The sequence below is a fragment of the Aliihoeflea sp. 40Bstr573 genome, assembly GCF_024105655.1.
In the GTDB taxonomy this organism is placed as follows: Bacteria; Pseudomonadota; Alphaproteobacteria; order Rhizobiales; family Rhizobiaceae; genus Aliihoeflea.
Map to the genome: position 1 here is coordinate 227,185 of NZ_JAAAMH010000003.1, position 19,955 is coordinate 247,139.

The 19,955-nt window shown below is 64.7% G+C and carries 23 protein-coding genes; 6 read left to right on the plus strand and 17 right to left on the minus strand.

Features of this window, described 5'->3' with window-relative positions; all coding sequences use genetic code 11:
• Positions 1-6 precede the first annotated feature (6 nt).
• The 10 genes from GTK01_RS06255 to GTK01_RS06300 all read right to left on the minus strand — a co-directional run bounded on the left by GTK01_RS06255 (position 7) and on the right by GTK01_RS06300 (position 7,282).
• Positions 7-1,110 (minus strand): flagellar basal body P-ring protein FlgI, encoded by a 1,104-nt coding sequence (locus GTK01_RS06255; protein WP_252924999.1) that lies wholly within the window; start codon positions 1,108-1,110, stop codon positions 7-9.
• Positions 1,107-1,565: a flagellar basal body P-ring formation chaperone FlgA gene (flgA, locus tag GTK01_RS06260; RefSeq protein ID WP_252925000.1), complete on the minus strand. Its 459-nt coding sequence runs from the start codon at positions 1,563-1,565 to the stop codon at positions 1,107-1,109. The genes GTK01_RS06255 and flgA overlap by 4 nt, the downstream gene beginning before the upstream one ends.
• A 6-nt stretch (positions 1,566-1,571) precedes the next feature.
• On the minus strand, positions 1,572-2,360 hold the full coding sequence (gene flgG, locus GTK01_RS06265; RefSeq protein ID WP_252925001.1) for a flagellar basal-body rod protein FlgG: 789 nt from the start codon (positions 2,358-2,360) through the stop codon (positions 1,572-1,574).
• A gap of 13 nt (positions 2,361-2,373) precedes the next feature.
• Positions 2,374-2,685: a flagellar hook-basal body complex protein FliE gene (locus GTK01_RS06270; protein ID WP_252925002.1), complete on the minus strand. Its 312-nt coding sequence runs from the start codon at positions 2,683-2,685 to the stop codon at positions 2,374-2,376.
• On the minus strand, positions 2,685-3,101 hold the full coding sequence (flgC, locus tag GTK01_RS06275; protein ID WP_252925003.1) for a flagellar basal body rod protein FlgC: 417 nt from the start codon (positions 3,099-3,101) through the stop codon (positions 2,685-2,687). The genes GTK01_RS06270 and flgC overlap by 1 nt, the downstream gene beginning before the upstream one ends.
• 4 nt (positions 3,102-3,105) lie before the next feature.
• On the minus strand, positions 3,106-3,486 hold the full coding sequence (gene flgB / locus GTK01_RS06280; protein WP_252925004.1) for a flagellar basal body rod protein FlgB: 381 nt from the start codon (positions 3,484-3,486) through the stop codon (positions 3,106-3,108).
• Between the two features lie 63 nt (positions 3,487-3,549).
• A complete protein-coding gene (locus tag GTK01_RS06285; RefSeq protein ID WP_252925005.1) occupies positions 3,550-4,092 on the minus strand; it encodes a hypothetical protein in 543 nt (180 codons plus the stop codon).
• Positions 4,073-5,437, minus strand: coding sequence for a flagellar protein export ATPase FliI (fliI, locus tag GTK01_RS06290; protein ID WP_252925006.1), 1,365 nt, complete (start codon positions 5,435-5,437; stop codon positions 4,073-4,075). Before fliI ends, GTK01_RS06285 begins: the two co-directional genes overlap by 20 nt.
• Position 5,438: 1 nt before the next feature.
• On the minus strand, positions 5,439-6,158 hold the full coding sequence (flgF, locus tag GTK01_RS06295; RefSeq protein ID WP_252925007.1) for a flagellar basal-body rod protein FlgF: 720 nt from the start codon (positions 6,156-6,158) through the stop codon (positions 5,439-5,441).
• A gap of 8 nt (positions 6,159-6,166) precedes the next feature.
• The gene (locus tag GTK01_RS06300; protein ID WP_252925008.1) at positions 6,167-7,282 is read right to left on the minus strand and encodes a DUF1217 domain-containing protein; all 1,116 of its coding nucleotides are present in this window, start codon (positions 7,280-7,282) and stop codon (positions 6,167-6,169) included.
• Positions 7,283-7,438: 156 nt separating this feature from the next.
• Here GTK01_RS06300 and motA point away from each other — a divergent pair, with 156 nt between their 5' ends.
• The 6 genes from motA (at position 7,439) to GTK01_RS06330 (ending at position 12,395) form a co-directional block, all read left to right on the plus strand.
• A complete protein-coding gene (gene motA / locus GTK01_RS06305; RefSeq protein ID WP_252925009.1) occupies positions 7,439-8,317 on the plus strand; it encodes a flagellar motor stator protein MotA in 879 nt (292 codons plus the stop codon).
• 30 nt (positions 8,318-8,347) lie between these two features.
• Positions 8,348-9,286, plus strand: coding sequence for a FliM/FliN family flagellar motor switch protein (locus tag GTK01_RS06310; protein ID WP_252925010.1), 939 nt, complete (start codon positions 8,348-8,350; stop codon positions 9,284-9,286).
• Between the two features lie 20 nt (positions 9,287-9,306).
• The gene (fliN, locus tag GTK01_RS06315) at positions 9,307-9,735 is read left to right on the plus strand and encodes a flagellar motor switch protein FliN (protein WP_252925011.1); all 429 of its coding nucleotides are present in this window, start codon (positions 9,307-9,309) and stop codon (positions 9,733-9,735) included.
• Positions 9,735-10,787 carry a flagellar motor switch protein FliG gene (locus tag GTK01_RS06320; protein ID WP_256483628.1) on the plus strand — a complete coding sequence of 351 codons (1,053 nt, stop codon included), beginning with the start codon at positions 9,735-9,737 and terminating at the stop codon, positions 10,785-10,787. Before fliN ends, GTK01_RS06320 begins: the two co-directional genes overlap by 1 nt.
• 82 nt (positions 10,788-10,869) lie before the next feature.
• Positions 10,870-11,958, plus strand: a complete 1,089-nt coding sequence (gene flhB, locus GTK01_RS06325) for a flagellar biosynthesis protein FlhB (RefSeq protein WP_252925012.1) — start codon at positions 10,870-10,872, stop codon at positions 11,956-11,958.
• Positions 11,955-12,395 carry a hypothetical protein gene (locus GTK01_RS06330; protein WP_252925013.1) on the plus strand — a complete coding sequence of 147 codons (441 nt, stop codon included), beginning with the start codon at positions 11,955-11,957 and terminating at the stop codon, positions 12,393-12,395. Before flhB ends, GTK01_RS06330 begins: the two co-directional genes overlap by 4 nt.
• On the opposite strand, the gene GTK01_RS06335 is transcribed toward GTK01_RS06330, so the two are convergent.
• From GTK01_RS06335 to GTK01_RS06365, 7 genes are all read right to left on the minus strand, one after another.
• Positions 12,396-13,109: a helix-turn-helix transcriptional regulator gene (locus GTK01_RS06335; protein ID WP_252925014.1), complete on the minus strand. Its 714-nt coding sequence runs from the start codon at positions 13,107-13,109 to the stop codon at positions 12,396-12,398.
• A complete protein-coding gene (locus GTK01_RS06340) occupies positions 13,109-13,786 on the minus strand; it encodes a LuxR C-terminal-related transcriptional regulator (RefSeq protein ID WP_252925015.1) in 678 nt (225 codons plus the stop codon). Before GTK01_RS06340 ends, GTK01_RS06335 begins: the two co-directional genes overlap by 1 nt.
• Before the next feature lie 352 nt (positions 13,787-14,138).
• Positions 14,139-15,176: an extracellular solute-binding protein gene (locus tag GTK01_RS06345; protein ID WP_252925016.1), complete on the minus strand. Its 1,038-nt coding sequence runs from the start codon at positions 15,174-15,176 to the stop codon at positions 14,139-14,141.
• Between the two features lie 31 nt (positions 15,177-15,207).
• A complete protein-coding gene (locus tag GTK01_RS06350) occupies positions 15,208-16,014 on the minus strand; it encodes an ABC transporter permease (protein WP_252925017.1) in 807 nt (268 codons plus the stop codon).
• Positions 16,007-16,951, minus strand: a complete 945-nt coding sequence (locus tag GTK01_RS06355; protein ID WP_252925018.1) for an ABC transporter permease subunit — start codon at positions 16,949-16,951, stop codon at positions 16,007-16,009. The genes GTK01_RS06350 and GTK01_RS06355 overlap by 8 nt, the downstream gene beginning before the upstream one ends.
• A complete protein-coding gene (locus tag GTK01_RS06360) occupies positions 16,948-18,045 on the minus strand; it encodes an ABC transporter ATP-binding protein (RefSeq protein WP_256483632.1) in 1,098 nt (365 codons plus the stop codon). Before GTK01_RS06360 ends, GTK01_RS06355 begins: the two co-directional genes overlap by 4 nt.
• A gap of 92 nt (positions 18,046-18,137) precedes the next feature.
• Complete coding sequence (locus tag GTK01_RS06365; protein ID WP_252925073.1) at positions 18,138-19,772, minus strand: amidohydrolase; 1,635 nt, start codon at positions 19,770-19,772, stop codon at positions 18,138-18,140.
• Positions 19,773-19,955 lie beyond the last annotated feature (183 nt).

Genomic DNA, 19,955 nt, shown 5'->3' on the forward strand with positions numbered 1-19,955 from the left:
CGCGCCCTATTGCACTACCAGCTCGGCCTGAAGCGCGCCGGCGGTCTTGATGCCCTGAAGAATGGAAATGATGCCGTCCGGCTTGACGCCGAGGCGGTTCAGGCCTGCGACCAGCGTTTCGAGGTTCGGGCCGTCGAGGAGCGCGACCTGCGCGTCGGGCTGCTCGACCTCGATCTGGGTGAAATCCTCGATCGCCGTCTGCCCGTCCGTGAACGGGTCCGGCTGGACGACCTGCGGCATTTCGGTAATGCGGACGGTGAGCGAGCCATGGCTGATCGCGACCCTGGCGATCTTGACGTCCTGGCCGATGACGATGGTGCCGGTGCGCTCGTCGACCACGACGCGGGCAGGCGTGTCCGACTGGACGACGAGGTTTTCGATCTCGGCGTAAAAGCGGGCGGTCGACACGTTCGCCGGCCGGGTGATCATGACGGTGCGCGCATCCTGCTCGGCGGCGACGGCGGTGCCGAAGCGTTGGCGCGCATAGGCGTTAATCGCGTCGGTGACGCGCACGGCAGTCGAGAAATCGGGATTGCGAAGCTGCAGCGTGAGCGTCGCGTCGGCGTTGAAGGCGCCAGGCACCTGACGCTCGACGATGGCGCCGTTTGGCACGCGGCCGGCGGTGGGAACGCCCTGCGTCAGCGTCTCGGCCGCGCCTTGCGCGGTGAAGCCGGAAACGATGACGCCGCCTTGCGCGACGGCGTAGATGTCGCCGTCGGGCGCGCGCAGCGGGGTCATGACGAGCGTGCCGCCCTGCAGCGATGCGGCGTCACCCATCGACGAGACGTTGACGTCGATGCGGGCGCCGGACTGGACGAAGGCCGGCAGATTGGCGGTGACGATGACGGCCGCCACGTTGCGCGAGCGCGCGGCCGAACCTTGAGAGGCGATGCCGAGGTTTTCGAGCATCGCGCGGATCGACTGTTCGGTGAAGGGCGAGTTGCGCAGGCTGTCGCCCGAGCCCTGCAGGCCGATGACGAGGCCGTAGCCGACGAGCTGGTTGTCGCGCGCGCTTTGCAGCGTCGCGACGTCCTTGATGCGCGAGGTCGCGCCGGCCGGCAGCGCGAAGGCTGCCAGCGCAGCGAGGATGGCTATCGCGATGCGCTTCATGATGCGGAAACCCGGACCGTGCCGTCGGCCATCACGACGCCGGAGACGACGGCGCCGGAATCGAGGTTGCGGATGCGAACGACGTCGCCGGTGGAGCCCGGCTGGAGCGGAACGCCGGTGACGGAGATGACGAGCGGGCCCTGCACGAACTGCATCTCGACCGGCTTGCCGGCCTCGACGACATAGGCCTCGCGCAGCGCGGCGACCGCGACCATTCGGCCGGGCAGGAGCGTGTTCTTCGCAACCTTGCCGGCGAACTGCTCCATGTCGAGCGCATAAATCGAGGGGTTCGGAAGCTGCCGGCGCAGCGGCACGACTTCGAGGAGGTCGAAGCCGATCTCCTGGCCCGGATAGATGACGCGCGTCGGCACCACGACCGTCTCCTGCGCGACGGCGAAGACCGGCGCGAGGAGGGCGAGAGAAACGAAGGCGATGCCGATCATGCGACGCGACATGGCGTCTTACCTCATGTTCTGCGAGACGGTCGCCGCCATCTGGTCGGCGGTGGTGATGACCTTGGAGTTCATCTCGTAGCCGCGCTGGGCGTTGATCAACTCGGTGATTTCGCGAACCGGATCGACGTTGGAGCTTTCGAGATAGCCCTGGCTGATCGTGCCGAGGCCGGCGACGCCGGGAAGGCCCTGCACCGGATCGCCGGAGGCGGCGGTCTGGCGGAAGAGATTGTCGCCCAGCGGCGCGAGGCCGGCATCGTTGGCGAAGGCGACGAGGTTCAGCTGGCCGAGCTCGGCCGGCTCGTCCTGTCCGGGAATGCGGGCGAAGACCTGGCCCGAACCGTTGACCGTGAAGTCGAGCGCATTTTCCGGCACCACGATGTTGGGCAGGACGCGCATGCCCTGAACCGTCACCACCTCGCCCTCGGCGTTGAGGTTGAACGCGCCGGCACGTGTGTAGAGCACCTCGCCGTCCGGCCCCTCGATCTCGAACCAGCCGCCGCCCTGGATCGCGAGGTCATGCGTGTTGCCGGTGGTCGCGAGCGCGCCCTGCATGTGAACGTTGCGCACGGCAGCCAGCTTGACGCCGAGGCCGAAGCTCGCGCCTTCCGGCACGACGCCGGTATCGGCGCGCGCGGGTACGCCCTGCAGGCGGTCGACCTGATAGAGCAGGTCGGTGAACTCTGCGCGGGCCCGCTTGAAGCCCGTCGTGTTGAGGTTTGCGATGTTGTTGGCGATGACTTCGAGATTGGCCTGCTGGGCCGTCATGCCCGTAGCCGCGATGGCGAGCGCTTTCATGGTGTCGTCTCCGTCAAATCTGCAAGCGGCTGATTTCGAGGTAGGAACTCACGATCTTGTCGCGGATCGCGATGGCTGCCTGGAGCGACTGTTCGGCGCTCATGACGGCGTCGACCACTTCGCGCGTCTCGAGACCGCCCTGCAGGCCCTCGAAGGATGCCTGCTCGGCGGCCTGAAGCTTGCCGATGGTCGCCATGGCGGTGTCGCCCAGCGCATCCGCGAAGCTCTGGCCGATGGAGGGCGCCTGGGCGGGCTGCGCGAAATTGCTCTCGAAGGGCTTGGCGGCGCCTCCAATGTTCTGGAGGCCGGGTATCGCAGTCAGCATCAGGTGCTCCGCATCAGGTCGATTGTCATGGAGATGAGTTCGCGGGCCTGCTTGATGACCTGCAGGTTGGCGTCATAGCCGCGATTGGCCTCGCGCATGTCGGCCATCTCGATCAGCATGTTGACGTTCGGCATGCGCACATAGCCGTTCTCGTCGGCCGCCTCGTGGCCCGGCAAATATTCGAGCGGGAAGGCGGTCTGGTCGTTGGCGATCGAAGAGACGTTGACGAACGAGCCGCCCGAGGTGCGGTCGAGCTCGGCGGCGAAGGTGATGGTCTTGCGCTGGAAGGGATCGGCGCCCGGCGTCGAGGCAGTCGACTGGGCGTTCGCCATGTTTTCCGAGACGATGCGCAGCCGTTCTGACTGGGCGCCCAGTCCGGAGGCGGCGACCTTCATCGATGTGAGAAGCGGGTCCATTCGCTCAAGCCCTCGTCGTCATCAGATACATCCGGTGGAAGGCCTTCACGATGCCGGTGTTGAGCTCCAGCCCGCGGCGCACTTCGCCCGCCTTCATCAGCTCTTCCTCGATCGCGACCGTGTTCTTCGAGGGCACCTGGGCGCCCGCGGCCTCGTTCTCGCGGATCTGGAAATCCTGGCTGGTGGCGCCGAGCGAGACGTGGCTGGCGTGGGTCTGCTGCAACGAGACGCGCGTGTTCGACAGCACCTGCTCGAACGGCTCCACGTCCTTCGACGCATAGCCGGGCGTATGCACGTTTGCGATGTTGCCCGACACGGCTGCCTGCCGGACTGAAAGCCACTTGGCCTGTTCGGAGGCCAGCGAGAACAGATTGACTGGTTGCATGGCATGTTCCTCGATCTTGCCGGGGAACCTAGCGGGTCAGTCTTGCGTCAGCCTTGCGGATGGTTACTCGACGGTTAAGACCGAGCCGTTCGAATTGACGAGGACCCATTTCCCCTCACGTTGCTCGATCTTCGAAACGCTCGTTCCATCGGGCAGCGTCGAGCCAGGCTGGACAACGAAGATGCCGCCATCGTCTTCGATCATGGCGCGCCCATTGGCGACGTGGACGAGGCGGTAGGCCGGCAGTTCACCGGGGAAGGGCTGCGGGGAAGCTGCCGCCTTGCGTGGCTCGTCCGCGCCGGTGGTGCCGGTGGCGAAAAGGTCGAGTTCCATCATCGGGAATTCGTCCGGCGTCATCGGCGACATGACGAGTGGCGGCTGAGCCGTCGAGGGCGCGAGACTGCCCGGTGTCATATTGCCGGAAAAGCGCATCTCGCGAGGGCCGAACTGGTCCTGGTTCATGAAGACGTACCAGGGAAAGGCTGCGCAGGCGAAGGCGAGGCCGAGCCCGCCCGCCGTGATGACGAGGTCGCCCTTCGTCAGTCCGCGCCGATGCAGGAACCGTTTCCAGGCCGTGTCGTGAGTGTCAGTTTGCAGCGGCGGCAACGGTTTGCTCCTTAGGCTTCAGGCCGGCGGCCAGATCGGCGAACGGGTCCTTCGATGGACCATCGTGCGGGGATTGGGCGAGGGCGGCGTAAACCAGCGGAACCTGGCGTACGGCCTGGTCGAGTTCGTGGTCGGCGCCCGGCTGGTAGCCGCCCAGAAGACGGATGTCGCGCGTGTCCTCGAAGCGGGCGATCAGCGCCTTCAGCATCGAAACCAGCTTGCGCTCCTCGGGAGTCCAGGCCTTTGAACTGAGGCGCGAGATCGAGGCAAGCGGATCGACGGGCGGGTAGCGGCCCTGTTCGGCGATGGAGCGTTCCAGCACGACATGGCCGTCGAGAATGCCACGCGTGGCATCAGCGACCGGGTCATTGTGGTCGTCGCCGTCGATCAGGACGGACAGGATGGCGGTGATGGAGCCTTCACCAGCCGGACCGGGACCGGCGCGTTCGAGAAGCTTCGGCAGTTCGGTGAAGACCGAAGCCGGATAGCCGCGCGCGACCGGCGGCTCGCCGGCGGCGATCGCCACCTCGCGCAAGGCGTGGGCATAGCGGGTGATGGAATCGAGGACGAGAAGGACGCGGTCGCCGCGGGCGCGGAAATATTCGGCGACGCTCATTGCCGTTTCGGGCGCGCGCCGGCGCATCATCGCGCTTTCGTCGCTGGTCGAGACGACTGCCACGGTCTTCTCGATCGCCCTGCCGATCGTGTCTTCCAGGAACTCGCGTACCTCGCGGCCGCGCTCGCCGATCAGCGCGACGACGACCGTGTCGAAAGCATCGGCATTGGCGAGCATGGCGAGCAGCGTCGACTTGCCGACGCCGGAGCCGGCAAAGACGCCCATGCGCTGGCCGTAGCAAAGGGGGGTGAAGATATCGATGACCTTGACACCGGTGCGGAACGGCTTGTCGACGCGCTGGCGCGACATGGCGGCGGGCGCGGAGCGGGCCTTGTCCGACGTGCCGGGCGCGACCGGACCGAAGCCGTCGATCGGGCGGCAAAGCGCATCGATGGCGCGCCCGCGCCACGAGATGTCGGGCGCAAGGCCGAGCGGGCCGACGATGGTCACCGTTTCCCCGACGCCGGCGTCCGCCGATCGGTCGAAGGGGGAGACCATGACGCCGGACGAGGTGATCTGGACGACTTCGCCGAGCTTCAGCCCTGCGCGCGATCGCAGCTCCACGACGTCGCCAAGCCGCGCGGTGCGCGTCAGCCCGTCGACCATGATGTGGGTGGCGGTGACTTCCGTCACGCGGCCCCCGGTGCGCACGAGCCCGTCCGCATCGGCAAAGCGCAGATGCAGCCGTTCGAGCGCTTCGAGCGCGGTCGGGACCGGGGTCGATCTCATCTTAGGCGCCCAGCGCCTTCACAGCTTCGTCGAGCGAGCTTTCGCTGTTGCGCGTCAGCGCGGCCATGTTCTCGAAGGCGCGCTGGACCTGGATCAGCCGCGTCATCTCGAGCACCGGGTCGACATTGGAGTTTTCGACAAAGCCCTGCATCACGCCGACGTCGATGCGGTCGACGACGGGCTGAGGCTCGGTCGGCGGCACGACGCCGGAATTGCCGTAGCGCACGAAATCGGCGCCTGGCGTGAACTCGAACAGGCCGATGCCGCCGACGAGATTGCCGCCCTGGCGGATGATTCCGTCGGCGGACACGACCGGTGGGCCGGCTTGGGGGTCAAGGAGGATCTCGGCGCCGCCGGCATCGACGACCGGATGGCCCTCGATCGAGACGAGCTGGCCGTTCGGCTGGATGCTGAAGCGGCCGTCGCGGGTCATGACCAGGCCCTGAGGTGTCTGGATGCCGAACCACGCATCGCCTTTGACCGCCATATCGAGCGGATTGCCGGTTTCCTTCATGCCGCCCGATGCGGTCGAAAGGTAGGTCTCGCCGGTGGATACGAAGGACATCGCGCCCTTGCCCATGCCCGAGACGAGGTCTTCGAACTTCACACCGGTGGCGCGAAAGCCGACCGTGCCGGCATTTGCGACATTGTCGGCGATGGTGGTGAGGCGCCGCTCGAGCGCGACCTGCGATGAAAGGGCGACGTAAAGTCCGGGCTGCACGGCGTATCCTAGCTTTTGAGGCGGGCGATGGTGAGAAGAACGTCTTGCGAGATGCCGAACTCGGGCTGCTGGAACAGAACCAGCGCCGGGTTGCTCGTGGCTTGGGAGGGATTGTTCATTTCCCACATGGCGGCGAAGCGCGAGAGGAACTTGCCGAGCGCTTCGGGGTCCTTGAAATCCGCGAGGTCGAGGCGGCTTTCGAAGAACTTCACCTGCTTGTCGATGTCGGCCTGGGCGAAAGCGTCGGGAAGGCCGAGAGCGACTCGCACGACCTGCGCAAGCGCACGATCGCCCAGCACCTCGTACCAGTTGGAAATGCCGCCGGCCTTTCGCTCGAAATAGAGTGCGAGGCGCACGCCTTCGTTCTGGTTGCCGGCATCCTCCTCCAGCGTCTGGCGCATATAGCTGTCGACGGCGAGGTCGCCGGCCTTGGTGAAGGTCGTGGCGGCCTCGCCATATTCCGCGAAGTTGTAGGCCTGCACGAAAGCGAGCAGCTTCGGCTCCTCGTCCTCGTCCTTGGCAAGCGAGGCGACGCCCTCGACCCCGCCGGCAAGAAGCCGGCGGATGAAATCCGGATCGTCGGCGCGGTCCTCGAGCCCGTAGGCGCGCGTCGCGTATTCAAAGAGACGTTCATTGGCGATCAGTCCCTCCGCCGAGGTGACGGACGGGATGGTCTGAAGATAATAGGCGGTCTCGGCCTGCTGCGTCTCGACCGGGATCAGGTCTCTCTTGGCGGCAAGAGCGTAAAGCTCGATCGCGCCCGTCTGTGCCGGGTTGTAGGTCGTCGCCCCCGCGCCGTGCCTGGCGAAATCGAACGCCTTGGCGAATTCGGCGTAACGCTTGTCGGTCAGCTTGTTGGCGAAGGCGTCAGGGTCCTCGACCCCTTCCTCCAGAACCTTGACCATGAAGGCCTTGGCAAACGCCATGTCCTGCAGGCCGAACGCCTTCATCGCATAGTTGAAGAGGCGATAGTCGTCGACGAATTCCTCGACGCTGGTGATCTTGCCGATATTGGCGAGGTAGTGCTCGGTCTCGCGCTGCACGACAGGCTGGGACTCGATGCGCGCCAGAGAGCGGTCGAGATTGCGCACGATGTTCTGGTAGGTCGCAAGCGTCCCGATCACGGCCGAATCCCCTCGCCATCAAAAACTACCTGCGACATAGCGCGAGCGGCTTGCGCGAAGCTGGCAAGGGCGCCGTTCAAGCCTCGCGCAAGCCGCGCGATCTAGACAGGCATACCGGGCCTTCCATGGGCCGGCCTTTGCATGGGAAGGATTGTCGTGGGCATTCTCATTGGTTTCGTTGTTATCTTCGGTTGCGTGCTGGGTGGATACATGGCCATGGGCGGCCATCTCGACGTGCTCATGCAGCCTTGGGAACTGGTCATCATCGGCGGCGCCGGGGTCGGCACCTTCCTGATCGCCAACCCGCTTTCCACCGTGAAGGATGCCGGCAGGGCGACGATGGAGGCCATCAAGGGCGCGGTGCCCAAGGAGCAGGACTATCTGGAAGTCCTCGGGGTCCTGCATTCGCTGATGCGCGAATTGAAGACCAAATCGCGCAACGAAGTCGAGGCGCATATCGACAACCCCGAAGAATCCGCGATCTTCCAGGCCTATCCCACCGTTCTCAAGAACAAGGACCTGACCAACTTCATCTGCGACTATTGCCGCATCATCATCATCGGCAATGCGCGCCCGTTCGAGATCGAGGCGCTGATGGACGAGGAAATCCACACCATCCGCCACGACAAGCTGAAGTCCTACCACGCGCTGACGACTGTCGGCGACGCGTTCCCGGCGCTCGGCATCGTGGCCGCCGTGCTCGGCGTCATCAAGGCCATGGGCGCGATCGACCAGTCGCCGGAAATCCTGGGCGGACTCGTCGGCGCTGCGCTGGTCGGCACCTTTCTCGGCATCTTCCTGAACTACGCGGTGGTCGCGCCCATCGCGGCCAAGATCAAGGTCGTGCGCGAGAAGAAGAACCGCCTCTACATCATCGTCAAGCAGACGCTGCTCGCCTACATGAACGGCTCTCTGCCGCAGGTGGCGCTCGAATTCGGCCGCAAGACCATCTCGGCCTATGACCGGCCGACCATCGACGCGGTGGAGCAAAGCACTTTGAATATGGGTGGCGAAGCGTCCAAAAAGGCTGCCTAATCTGCAAGTGATTCTCGGCAAGGTCCAGCAATGCCCGTAACAGCACCGTCAGCGCCCGCGCGCAGCCCGATCGTCGAACGTCTCGTCGGCGAAACGGGCGAGCCGCAGCGCGTTTCGGGGGCGGCGCGGGCCCTTGCCACGCGGGTTATCCCCCGGATTCTCGCTGATATCGAGGAGCTTGTTTCCTTTCCGCTGGAGATGGAAGTCGACGGCGTCGACGTCGTGCGTTTCGGCGAAGCGAAGCCCAAGCGGGCGCAGTTCGAGGCGATGTCGATCGTACCGTCAAAGTCCTCGCCAGATGCGCTCGCCATTCTCGCGGGCGCCGATCTCGTCGGTCTCCTGGTGGGAGCCGTCTTCGGCGGTGATCCCGACGTGCCGGCCGAGCCGATCACCCGCAAACCATCGCCGATCGAGCTCCAACTCGTCGGCTCGCTGTTCAACAGCATCGCCAAGGCCTTCAACGGCTCGGGCGAACGCGCGCTCGACCTGCGATTTCCAATCAACGCGCCGGTGAGCGGGGCCGATCTCGACAAGCTCGTGCTGCGGGACGGGCCGGGGGTGAAGATCACCTTCCGTCTATCCTCATCCGCCGGCTTCGGGACGCTGTCGGTGACCATGCCGCAGCGCGTCCTCCTTTCGCAGCGCGGCGACGCCACGCAGGCCGCTGCACCTGAAATCGCCACGCCCGGCGCCTGGAAGGCGCGGTTCGGCGAAGAGGTGATGCGCTCCAGCGTGGCGCTGGAGGCAACCATTCCGCTGTCGAAGATGACGCTCACCGAACTGACGCAGCTCAGGGTGGGCCAGGTGATAGAATTTCCGCAGGATGCGCAGGCGAACACGCGCCTGTCAGCCCGGCGCAAGACTGTGTTCGTATGCGAGTTCGGTAAGCTCGGGAATCATTTCACCGTCCGTGTCCGCCATCCCTATGATGCGGGCAAGGAGTTCATGGACGGCCTGATCTCGGGCTAACGGATTTGACTGGGGACGACATGACCAAGGCACAGGCGGCGACGCCCGAAGACATCGAGGAAGAGCAGCTCAACCGGGCGATCGACGAATTGCGCGGCGTGCTCAAGGATGACGATGGCGGTTCCGAACCGGGAAAGATCGCAGGCGGTGCCAGGCCGACCGCTGCTTCCTCGAACGGCAATCTGGGCGAGCCGGCCGGCAATTCGATCATCATGAACATTCCCGTCGACGTGCAGATCGTGCTCGGCTCGACCGAGATGCCCGTTTCCGAGCTGATGGCGCTGCAAAAGGGCTCGACCGTTGCGCTCGACAGGCGCATCGGCGAGCCGGTCGACATCGTCGTCAACGGCCGCAAGATCGCGTCGGGCGAGATCACCGTGCTTGAAGACGATCCGTCGCGCTTCGGTGTGAAGCTGACGCAGATCGTGGATACGACCAAGCAAGGCTGATGAAACACGCCAACGCCCCCGCAGAGGACCCGCGCAGCTCCGCCCATGCGGCGACGCAAGGGCTGTCGAAGGCGCAGAAGGCAGCCGCGATCCTCGTGGCGATGGGCAAGCCGTCCGCCGGCAAGCTCCTCAAATTCTTCAAGCAGGAAGAGCTGAAGGCGCTGATCGAGGCGGCGCGGATGCTGCAGACCATATCGCAAGGCGAACTCGAGCGCATCGTGGCCGAGTTCGAAAGCGAGTTCACCGAGGGCGCGGGTCTGCTCGATTCGTCCGACCAGATGAACAGCCTCCTGAGCGACGCCTTCTCGCAGGACGAGGTCGACGTCATCATGGGGCGCGGCAAGCCGGGCGCCGTCATCGATACAGCGCCATCGATCTGGGCGAAGCTCGACGACATGGACCCGACGCGCGTCAACCAGCTTCTTGCCGAAGAACACCCGCAGACGATCGCTGTCATCCTCACCGCCATGAAGCCGCCGGCCGCCGCCAAGGTGGTTCTGACCTTCGAAAAGGCCGAGCGCAGCGACATCATCCGGCGGATGCTGGCACTGAACACGATCCAGCCGGCGGCGCATAAGCTGATCGAAGGCCAGTTGGAAAGCCGCATCGCCGAGCAGTCGAAGTCGAAGAATGTCGGCGCGGCGCAGGCGCGCGTGGCAAGTCTCCTGAACGAACTCGACAAGTCCGAGCTCGACGAGGTGATGTCCGATCTTGAGGCGTCGGGACAGACCGACGTCGCGGCGCTGCGCTCGCGTCTGTTTTCCTTCGACGACATTCTCAAGCTCGATCAGAAATCGCGCGTGGCGCTCTTCGACGGATTGTCGACGGAAATCGTCACGCTCGCGCTGCGCGAAAGCGACGGTACGCTGCGCGAGGCGGTGCTGTCGGCGATCGGCGCGCGCTCGCGGCGCATGATCGAATCCGAGCTTTCGGCACCTGCCGACGTCAATCTCGATGCGATCATGAATGCGAGGAAGGCGATCGCCTCGACCGCGCTCAGGCTTTCGGCAGACGGCGTCGTCGAACTGCCGGCGCTCGACACTGCGGCCTGAGCCGGCTTCTGCGCCGCCTGCCCGTTTCCGGCTCACCCGTGATCGCATCTCGACAATGTCCTCGATCAGAAGCACCTGACAGATGAGCGAGAACGCCGACAAGGACTCAAAGACAGAAGAGGCGACCGAGAAGAAAATCCAGGACAGCCTCGACAAGGGTCAGGTGCCTGTCGCCAAGGAAATCTCCTCCGTCGCCTCCTTCCTCGCCATCCTGACCTTCTTCATGTTCTTCGTGCAGGACAGCGTGCTGGAGCTCGGCGCTTTCCTGTCGATCTTCCTCGAACGGCCCGACGAATGGAGCCTTGCGACCCAACCCGACGCGGTCAACCTCTATCGGCTGGTCATCATGGAGATCGCGAAGGTGCTCGTCGCGCTTCTCGTCCTGATGATGCTCGCCGGCATCGTCGCCTCGGTGATCCAGAACATGCCGCGCATGGTGCTGGACCGTATCCAGCCGAAGCTGTCGCGCATCTCCATCAAGCAGGGCTGGGGCCGGCTGTTCGGCCAGCAGGGCTGGGTCGAGTTCGGCAAGTCGCTCGGCAAGATCTTCATCGTCGGCGGCTTTGTCGTATTCGCAATGCGCGAGGCCCAGACACGCCTTCTCGACGGGATGCTGACCCCGCCGGACGTCTTTGCCGGCACGATCCGGCAGATCGCCATCGAGATCGTGGTCACGATCGTGGTGATCATGGTGGTGGTGGCGGCCGCCGATCTCTTGTGGTCGCGCTTCCACTGGCGCCAGGAGCTGCGCATGACGCGGCAGGAGGTCAAGGACGAACTGAAGCAGACCGACGGCGATCCGATCGTCAAGTCGCGCCTGCGTTCGATGCAGCGCGACCGCGCGCGCCAGCGCATGATCACCGCCGTGCCGAGCGCGACGCTCGTCATCGCCAACCCGACGCACTTCGCGATCGCGCTGCGTTACGCGCGCGAGGAGATGGCAGCGCCTGTCGTCGTCGCCAAGGGCCAGGACCTGATCGCGCTCAAGATCCGCGAGATTGCGGAGGAGAACGGCGTGCCCGTATTCGAGAACGTCGATCTCGCTCGCTCCATGTATAAGCAAGTTTCGGTGGATAAGGTGATCCCGCCTGAATTCTACCAGGCTGTCGCCGAGCTGGTCCGTATCGTCTACGGCGCCAAGGCGCAGCCTTCCGCGGGAAGACCAAAATGATAAAGCAGCCCCATACCGAAGCCCGCGAAATCATCGTCGCCGATGCAATTCGCGACGTCGTCAGCGAGTTGCGGCTCGTCGACATCGCCGACTACATCGCCTTCATCCGCATGGAGCGGTTCGCCTCAGTGGCGGACCTCGTGGACTCGGCTGCCGAACTCTACTTCATGCCCGGAACGCTCCGGCTCGGCCATGGCGGCGAGGCGCATGCCTGCTGGGCGCTGCCGCCGAAGATCGCGCTCGACCTCGAGCTCCATCCGCGCGGCGCCAAGGTGTTCTTCACGCTGACGCTCGCCGACGAGACCGCGACGGTCGAGCTCAACTACGTCTCGTTCGACGATGCGTCGGACGATGCGGATCTCAATACGATGCGGCTGAAGAAAAGCATCGACGACGCGCGGCTGCGCGCCAGCGAGCCCATGCGAAAAGCCGGCTGATCAGGAGATGATGCCGGCGCGCAGCGCCTTGGCGACCGCGTGCATGCGGTTGACGGCGTCGAGCTTCTCGGCGGCCGCGGAAACATACTGATTGGCGGTGTGAACCGACAGGCCGAGCCGTTCGGCGATCTGTTCGCTGGTCAGGCCGTCGGCCGTCAGGCGCAGGCATTCGATGTCGCGCTTGGACAGCCCATGGCCCGCGCGCGGCTCGGGTGCGCGCAACTGGCAGGCCGACCGGAAGAGGGCGAAGGCGCGCAGATGTGCCCGCATCGAACGGTCTTCCTCGACGGTCATGTCCGGCCCGCTCAAGGCGATCAGCCCGCGCCGTCCGCAGGGCGAGTGAACGGGCAGGACGATGCTGGTCTCTTCGCCGATGAGCGCCGGGGCGCTCGCCTGGCCGTGATGGGCTGGCAGTTCACGGTTGCCCGAGAAGACGGTCGGCTGCGCACGCGTCACGGCCTGCTGCAACTGGGTTGTTTCGCCTGGAGCGGTCAGTGCGCGCGAGAGGGCGGGCAGGCCTGGATAGCTTGTGTCGAGGAATGGCTGGAGCGCGAGACGACCTTCGCGATAGGCCGCAAAGACGATGGCGAAGCGTTTCGCGTCCATCATGGCGGCGAGATCCTGGCCGCGCTCGACGACGGCGAGGAACGCGCGCGAGACTTCGCGTTCGATCCTGTCGGCGGCGATCTGCGGTGCGGCCCCGTCTTCGAACATCAGATCATGCCGGCTCGGATCGCGGTGGCGATCGCCATGGCGCGGTTGGTGGCCGCAACCTTCTGGATCGCCTTAGCGATGTAGGCGTTGATGGTATTGGCCGAAACGCCGAGGATCATCGCGACTTCTTCGGTCGTCTTGCCTTCGGCGACCCAGCTCAGGCATTCCTTCTCGCGCACGGAGAGCGGCGAGGCGATCTCGACCTTCGCCTTCAGGCGCTGCGAGATGGCGTAGATGGCACGCATCTGGGCAAGCTCGGCCTCTTCGGCATCGAGTGCACCATCGCCGGCGGCGCAGTAGACGGCGACGAAGAGAGCGTCGCCGACGGGCAGGCTCTGGCAGATCAGGCTGGAATAGCCGTTCTCGCGCGCGGCGGCCGAAATGTCCGCCGGTATGGCTTCAGCATCGAGCGCGACGATGGCAGCCGCCTCGCCGGGCGCGCAGGCGATGCCGGCAGTCGCCAGGCGATCAAGCCCTTCCGAGCCGATCTCGGCAATCATGTCGAACGGCCAGTCGCAGGCGATGAGCCCAACGCTGCCGGTCTGAGGGCGATGTTCGAAGAGGAGATAGGCATCGGCGCCGATACGGCGGGAAAAGCCGCGCATCAGGGCGCCAAGCTCGCGCAGACCGGAAGCTTCGATACGGTCGGTGCGGAAGGTCGAGAAGGCTTCGGTCATCGCAAGTGTCGTCGTCCCATTCGGTATCGGCCAGGCCGGCGCCAAGGCGCACGAACCCATCGCCGCCATGTCGCCATGGCAGTCGCAAAACGCATTGAACTCTCGACAAAGCGAAGTCACCCCCGCGGGACCTTGCGCGATCGGCACCCAAGCCCAGGTGCACGGAAGTGATCGCGAAGCACCACTCGTCCCTGTCAACAGAGGTACGTAAAGGCTTGATTCGCGTCAAGATTCGCCACGCGAAGTTTCGGACGTTCACGGACCGCGAGCGCGGGTGAGTCTTTCGTGCAACACATGAAAAAGCGCCGGCCTTGCAGCCGGCGCCCTCAAAAAGACGAGTCGGAAGAACGACTTAACGCAGAAGTTCGGTCCAGATTTGGGTGTAAAGCTGCTGGACGTCCGCCGGGCAGGTGACCGAGAAGTACGCCGCTTCCTCGTACTCGGCCGGCAAGACGATCTCCGGCGCGGTCTTCATGTCCTCGGGCATGAACTCGTCGGAACCCTCGACGCCGTTGGCATAGCGAGCGAATTCCGAAATCATGGCGGCGTTCTCTGGCTCCAGAATGAAGTTCAGGAATTTCTTCGCGTTCTCGGGGTTCTGCGCATCTGTCAGGATGGCGGCCGAGTCCATCCAGACCGGATAGCCTTCCTTGGGATAGCCATAGGCCAGGTCTTCATTGGCCAGGCGCGCGCGCATCGAGGCGCCGTTCCAGTAAACGCCGGCCGCGATGTCGCCGGCGGCATAGGCGTCGACCGTACCGTAGTCGAGCGCGATCCAGTGCTGCTTGGCAGCGACAAGCTTGTCGCGGGCCTGGCGAAGCACGTCGCGGTCATCGGTGCAGGCTTCACCCCCGACATAGTTGACGGTAAGGTTCATCACGTCGGTCATTTCAGGAATGACGTTGATCTTGCCCTTCAACTCGTCCGGCGGATCGAGGAAGATGGCCGAGGTGTTGATGTCGCCGTCATAGACCGAGGTGTTGACGATGACGCCCGTGGTGCCCCACTGCCACGGCACGGTGTGCGTGCGGTTTGGATCCCATGGCACATCCCGCCAGCGCTCGGCGATGTTGGCCATGTTCGGGATTTCCTCGGGGTCGAGTTCCTGAAGGAGGCCGGCCTCGACCCAGATCGGCACGTAATTGTTCGACGGCACGACGATGTCGAAGCCGTGGCCGCCGGCCCGGATGCGGGTCAGGGCGGTGTCGTTGGAATCGTAGTCGGTGACCGTCACCTCGATGCCGGTCTCCTGCTCGAACTTCTCGATCATTTCGGGGCTCGTGTAGTTGCCCCAGTTGTAGATGTTGAGCTGGCCGCCATCTTGTGCGCTCGCCAGCGCGGTAGAGGCAGCAAGCACGGCTCCCGCCAGTATCAGTCGTGTGGTTTTCATCGTCGGCACTCCCATTCGATTTGGTTCCAGTTCAGGTTTTCTTGCGTGACAAAAGGAAAAAGACGGTCACGGCGATCAGGGACAGGAGAAGGAAGAGCGTGGAGATGGCGTTCATCTCCGGCGTAATGACGCGGCGCAACTGACCCAGCATGTAGGTCGGCAGCGTGTCTTGTCCGGCTGATTTGATGAATTCGGTGATGACGACGGTGTCGAGCGAGGTGACGAAGGCGAGCATGAAGCCGGCGATGACGCCCGGGACGAGCAGAGGCAGCGTCACATGGCGGAACGCCTGCATTGGCGTCGCGTAAAGATCGGCCGCTGCGCGCTCGAGCGTGAGGTCCATCGTTTCCAGTCGCGCGCGGATGGGCAAATAGGCGAAAGGGATGCAGAAGGCCGTGTGGGCGGCGATCAGGTAGCCGAGCCCCTGATAGCCGGTCGATACCTTGATCATGGCGAAGAAGATCAAAAGCGCTACGCCGGTGACGATCTCGGGCACCATCAGCGGCTGGTTGATCAGCGCATAGACCATCGTCTGCCCGGGAAAGCGCCGCTCGCTACGTGTCGTGGCGAGCGCGGCCATCGTGGCCAGGATCGACGCCAGGCTCGCGGCCCAGAAGGCGATGACGAGCGAGCGGATCGAGACGTCCTGCACCTGCGTGTTGTTCAGCGCTGCCTCGTACCAGCGCAGCGAAAACCCTTCCCAGCGCGCCATCGAGGGGGCTTCGTTGAAGGAATAGATGACGAGCGTCAGGATCGGCAGATAGAGAAAGACGAATGTGATCATCGCGATGGTCGCGAAGCCCGGCAGGCTGGCGACGGAGAAATTCCGCTTACCCATGACGCTGGCCCTCGGGCTGTGAGGTCGAGCGGATGTAGAAGAGCAGCGCGACCACCACGATGACGAGCAGCGTGAGCGCAAGCGCCGAGCCGAGCGGCCAGTTGCGGCCCTGACCGAACTGCAGCTCGATCAGGTTGCCGAGCATCAGATTGCGCCCCCCGCCAAGGATGCGCGGGGTCACATAGGCGCCGATGGCGGGGATGAAGACGAGGATGGAGCCGGCGATGAAGCCCGGCTTCACCAGCGGCAGGACGATGTGCCACAGGACGCGCAGCCGGCTTGCATAAAGGTCATATCCAGCTTCGAGCAGCTTGAAGTCGAGCTTTTCCATGCTGGCGTAGAGTGGCAGCACCATCAGCGGCAGGAACACATAGGCCATGCCGAGCAGGATCGCGAAATCGGTGTAGAGCATCTGGATCGGTGCGGAGATGAGCCCGAGCGAGCGCAGGACGGTGTTGATCAAGCCCTCGTTGCGGATCACTTCCTGGATGGCGAAGGTTCGGATGACGAGGTTGGTCCAAAAGGGAATCGTGACAAGAAAAAGCCAGATGGGCCGCACGTCCGGCGCGCGCGTGGCGATGAACCAGGCGGTCGGGAAGCCCAGGACGGCAGTGATCACGGTCGTATAGAGCGCCAGCGTGATCGAGCGCCGGAAGATGTCGAGATGGGCGGTGGCCGGTCCGACCGTGTCATCGAAAATGTCTCGCGAAAAGAAGACCTGGAACCAGCCATCGGTCGAAAAATTCCAGATGACGCCGCCAAAATTGCCGGGCTCGAGGAAGGAATAGACGAGCACGATCAGAAGCGGGCCAGAGGCGGCCAGGATGAGGACGACGAGCGCCGGGGCGACCAGCCACCAGCGCCAGGCGATGTCGCCGCGCCGTGTTTTCGGCTTGTCCGTTTCCGCGCCGTGCGGCGCCAGTTCGACCGCGCTCACCCGCGCACCACCTGGACGGCGCCTTGGGGAATCGCGATTGCGACCGGGTCGCCCATCTCGGGCAGGCCGGCAGGCATGGCCGAATTCTGGCTGCGCAGGATGAACAGGTCGCCTGTGTCGAGGCGGATGTGGAAATGGGTGTCGGTGCCGAAATAGACGGCGTTTTCGACCGTGCCCTTGAGCGCGCCATCGGCGGCGAGCTTTGCGTGTTCGGGGCGCACGACCAGCGTGACGTTCTCGCCTTCGCGGGGGGACAACCCTTCGGGAAGCCCGGCATCGAGCGCTGCGCCCGAAGGCAGACGCACGGTCGCCGAGCGGCCATTGGCGCGATCGACCTGGGCGGAAATGAAGTTCGTGTCGCCGATGAAGTCCGCCACGAAGCGTTCGGCGGGATGATTGTAGATCTCGCGCGGCGGACCGACCTGCAGCACCTTGCCGGTACTCATGACCGCGATGCGGTCGGACATGGTCAGCGCTTCTTCCTGGTCGTGCGTGACGAAGATGAAGGTGATGCCGGTTTCCGCCTGCAGGCGCTTAAGCTCGACCTGCATCTCCTTGCGCAGTTTCAGATCCAGCGCGGAGAGCGGCTCGTCGAGAAGGAGCACACGCGGGCGCGGGGCCAGCGCGCGGGCCAGCGCCACGCGTTGCTGCTGGCCGCCGGAAATCTGCGCCGGCTTGCGGTTCGCCATCGGCTCCATCTTGACCAGCTTCAGCATCCGCGAGACGGTCTCGTCGATCTCGGTCTTCGGCTTGCCGAGCATCTTGAGCGCGAAGCCGATGTTCTGCGCCACGGTCATGTGCGGAAAGAGCGCGTAGGACTGGAAGACGGTGTTGACCGGACGCTTGTTGGGCGGCAGGTCCGCGATGTCCGATCCACCCAGGTTGATCTTGCCGGATGTCGGCTGCTCGAAACCGGCGATCATCCGCAACAGGGTCGTCTTGCCGCAACCGGACGGGCCCAGAAGGGTGAAGAACTCGTTTTCAGGGATCGTCAGGCTGACATCGTCAAGCGCTCGGACCGCATCCTCGCCGCTCCCGAAAATCTTGCTGAGGTTCACGACTTCGATGTCCGACCGGGTCGTTGAGGGGGGCAAGCGCGTCTCCGTATCCGTTGGGCTGGACTAGCCTATCCGTTTCAAACTCGAATTCACCCCAAAAATGAAGAACTTGGAGATTTTCTGCGCACTCAACCGGAGGTGGAATCCGCCTCATGGGAAACCTTGCCGCCGCAGACGGTCATCGAAACGGCCAGCGTGTCGATCGCCTCGGGCGCGATCGCCTCGATGTTGCCGTCGAGAAGCACGAAGTCGGCGAGATATCCGGGCACCAGCCGACCAAGCCTGTCGTCGGCAAATCCGGCATGGGCGCCCTTGGCGGTATAGCCTTCGATCGCTTCCATCAGCGTGAAGGACTGGTCCTCGAGATCGTCCGCCCATTTCCTGCGCATCACCGCCGCCTTGATGCCGCGCAGGACGGAGATGTCGGCCACCGGCCAGTCGGAGGCGAAGCAGATCTGCGCACCCGCCTCCTTGAGCGAGCGCCAAGCATAGGAATACGGCCAGCGGTCGCGGCCGATGACGGAAATGGTCGGTTCCAGCGGGAAGTCCATCGCGCCCGGCGGGTGGGGCGGCTGCATGGAGGCGACGACGCCGAGGTCGGCGAAGCGCGGAATGTCGGCCGGCGTGGTCACCTCGATATGCTCGATACGGTGGCGGCTGTCGCGCGCGCCGTTGGCCTCTCGCGCCGCCTCGTAGCCGTCGAGCACGGCGCGCACCGCTCCGTCGCCAATGGCGTGGACGGCGATCTGGAGCCCGCGCCGGTCGATCTCGATCGCCAGCTCCTTGAAGCGCTCCGGCGAGAACAGCGGCTCGCCGCGCCAATCCGGCTTGTCCGCGTAGGGCTCGACCATGACGGCCGTCCAGCCGTCGAGGACGCCGTCGTAGAACATCTTGACGAAGCCTGAGGACAGCCAATCGGACTTGTAGGTCGCCGCCATCCGCGAAGCTTTGTCGAGCGCTTGCGGCTGCATGAAGTTCTTGAAATGAAACGGCACTTTCACGCGCAGGTCGAGCGCGCCCTCGGCTTCGATCTCGGCGAGGAGTTCGAGCGTGTAGAGATTTCCGTCCATGTTGTGAATCGACGTGATGCCGTGGCGCGCGGCGAACTTCAGCCCCTGCTTGAGGATCGCGCGGTCGGCAGCACGTTCCTGCGGCGTCGGTGCCGGATCGGGCTCGCCGCCGGTCCTGAGGCCAAGCTCCGCGCGTTCCTTGCCGGTGAGCGCAACGACCGGGCCGAAGGCTTCGGATTCGCGCAACTCCCCAATGGCGAGCCCGTCCTCGCCCATGACGATCTCGTTGCCGGGGCCGAGCGCCTTGCCCTGGAGGAGGCCGGCAGCCTCGAGCGCCGCCGTGTTCGCCCACACCGTGTGGTGGTCGGCGGCGGACATGGCGAAGGGGCGGTCTGGCAGGATTGCGTCGAGGTGATGGCGGGTGACGCGCTCCTTTTCCGACAGGATCGCATAGTCGGCAAGCTGCGCCATCAGGAAGGGCGCGTCGGGGTTGCGTGCGGCGTAGTCCGTGACGGCCGTCTTCAGCGCCTCGAAGCCCTTGACGCCGCCAAGGTGCAGATCTTCGAGTTCGGCCGCACCGGAAAAGAGGTGCATGTGGCTTTCGATGAAGCCAGGCAGGAGCGAGCCGCCCTTGCCGTCGATGCGGCGCGTGTCCGGTCCGGCCAGCGCTTCGATTTCGCCTTTCGTGCCGACCGCCAGGATGCGACCGTCGGCAATGGCGATCGCGTCGGCGCGGGGCACGGCCTCGTCCATGGTGAGAATGTGCGCGTTGGTGACGATGAGTTCGGCGGATTTTGCCAAGACCGGGCCTCGCAGGTTGTTTCGTTCATCGTAGGCCGTGGCCTTCGCGCCGGGCAAGTGCTGGCGCAACGGCTTCGGCGGAACAGGCACGACGGTTGCGAGTTCTTGTGATTGCGGCATTGGGTTCGGAGTTCA

What these genes read in the sequence shown, in the direction of transcription:
- fliI (WP_252925006.1), bottom strand. Translation starts at nt 5,437, where the DNA reads ATGAGATCGACCCCGGTCCCGACCGCGCTCGAAGCGCTCGAACGGCTG.
- GTK01_RS06310 (WP_252925010.1), top strand. Translation starts at nt 8,348, where the DNA reads ATGCCCGTAACAGCACCGTCAGCGCCCGCGCGCAGCCCGATCGTCGAA.
- flhB (WP_252925012.1), top strand. Translation starts at nt 10,870, where the DNA reads ATGAGCGAGAACGCCGACAAGGACTCAAAGACAGAAGAGGCGACCGAG.
- GTK01_RS06270 (WP_252925002.1), bottom strand. Translation starts at nt 2,685, where the DNA reads ATGCTGACTGCGATACCCGGCCTCCAGAACATTGGAGGCGCCGCCAAG.
- GTK01_RS06350 (WP_252925017.1), bottom strand. Translation starts at nt 16,014, where the DNA reads ATGGGTAAGCGGAATTTCTCCGTCGCCAGCCTGCCGGGCTTCGCGACC.
- GTK01_RS06255 (WP_252924999.1), bottom strand. Translation starts at nt 1,110, where the DNA reads ATGAAGCGCATCGCGATAGCCATCCTCGCTGCGCTGGCAGCCTTCGCG.
- flgB (WP_252925004.1), bottom strand. Translation starts at nt 3,486, where the DNA reads ATGCAACCAGTCAATCTGTTCTCGCTGGCCTCCGAACAGGCCAAGTGG.
- flgG (WP_252925001.1), bottom strand. Translation starts at nt 2,360, where the DNA reads ATGAAAGCGCTCGCCATCGCGGCTACGGGCATGACGGCCCAGCAGGCC.
- GTK01_RS06335 (WP_252925014.1), bottom strand. Translation starts at nt 13,109, where the DNA reads ATGTTCGAAGACGGGGCCGCACCGCAGATCGCCGCCGACAGGATCGAA.
- GTK01_RS06340 (WP_252925015.1), bottom strand. Translation starts at nt 13,786, where the DNA reads ATGACCGAAGCCTTCTCGACCTTCCGCACCGACCGTATCGAAGCTTCC.
- flgA (WP_252925000.1), bottom strand. Translation starts at nt 1,565, where the DNA reads ATGTCGCGTCGCATGATCGGCATCGCCTTCGTTTCTCTCGCCCTCCTC.
- fliN (WP_252925011.1), top strand. Translation starts at nt 9,307, where the DNA reads ATGACCAAGGCACAGGCGGCGACGCCCGAAGACATCGAGGAAGAGCAG.
- GTK01_RS06320 (WP_256483628.1), top strand. Translation starts at nt 9,735, where the DNA reads ATGAAACACGCCAACGCCCCCGCAGAGGACCCGCGCAGCTCCGCCCAT.
- GTK01_RS06365 (WP_252925073.1), bottom strand. Translation starts at nt 19,772, where the DNA reads ATGGACGAGGCCGTGCCCCGCGCCGACGCGATCGCCATTGCCGACGGT.
- GTK01_RS06345 (WP_252925016.1), bottom strand. Translation starts at nt 15,176, where the DNA reads ATGAAAACCACACGACTGATACTGGCGGGAGCCGTGCTTGCTGCCTCT.
- GTK01_RS06330 (WP_252925013.1), top strand. Translation starts at nt 11,955, where the DNA reads ATGATAAAGCAGCCCCATACCGAAGCCCGCGAAATCATCGTCGCCGAT.
- flgC (WP_252925003.1), bottom strand. Translation starts at nt 3,101, where the DNA reads ATGGACCCGCTTCTCACATCGATGAAGGTCGCCGCCTCCGGACTGGGC.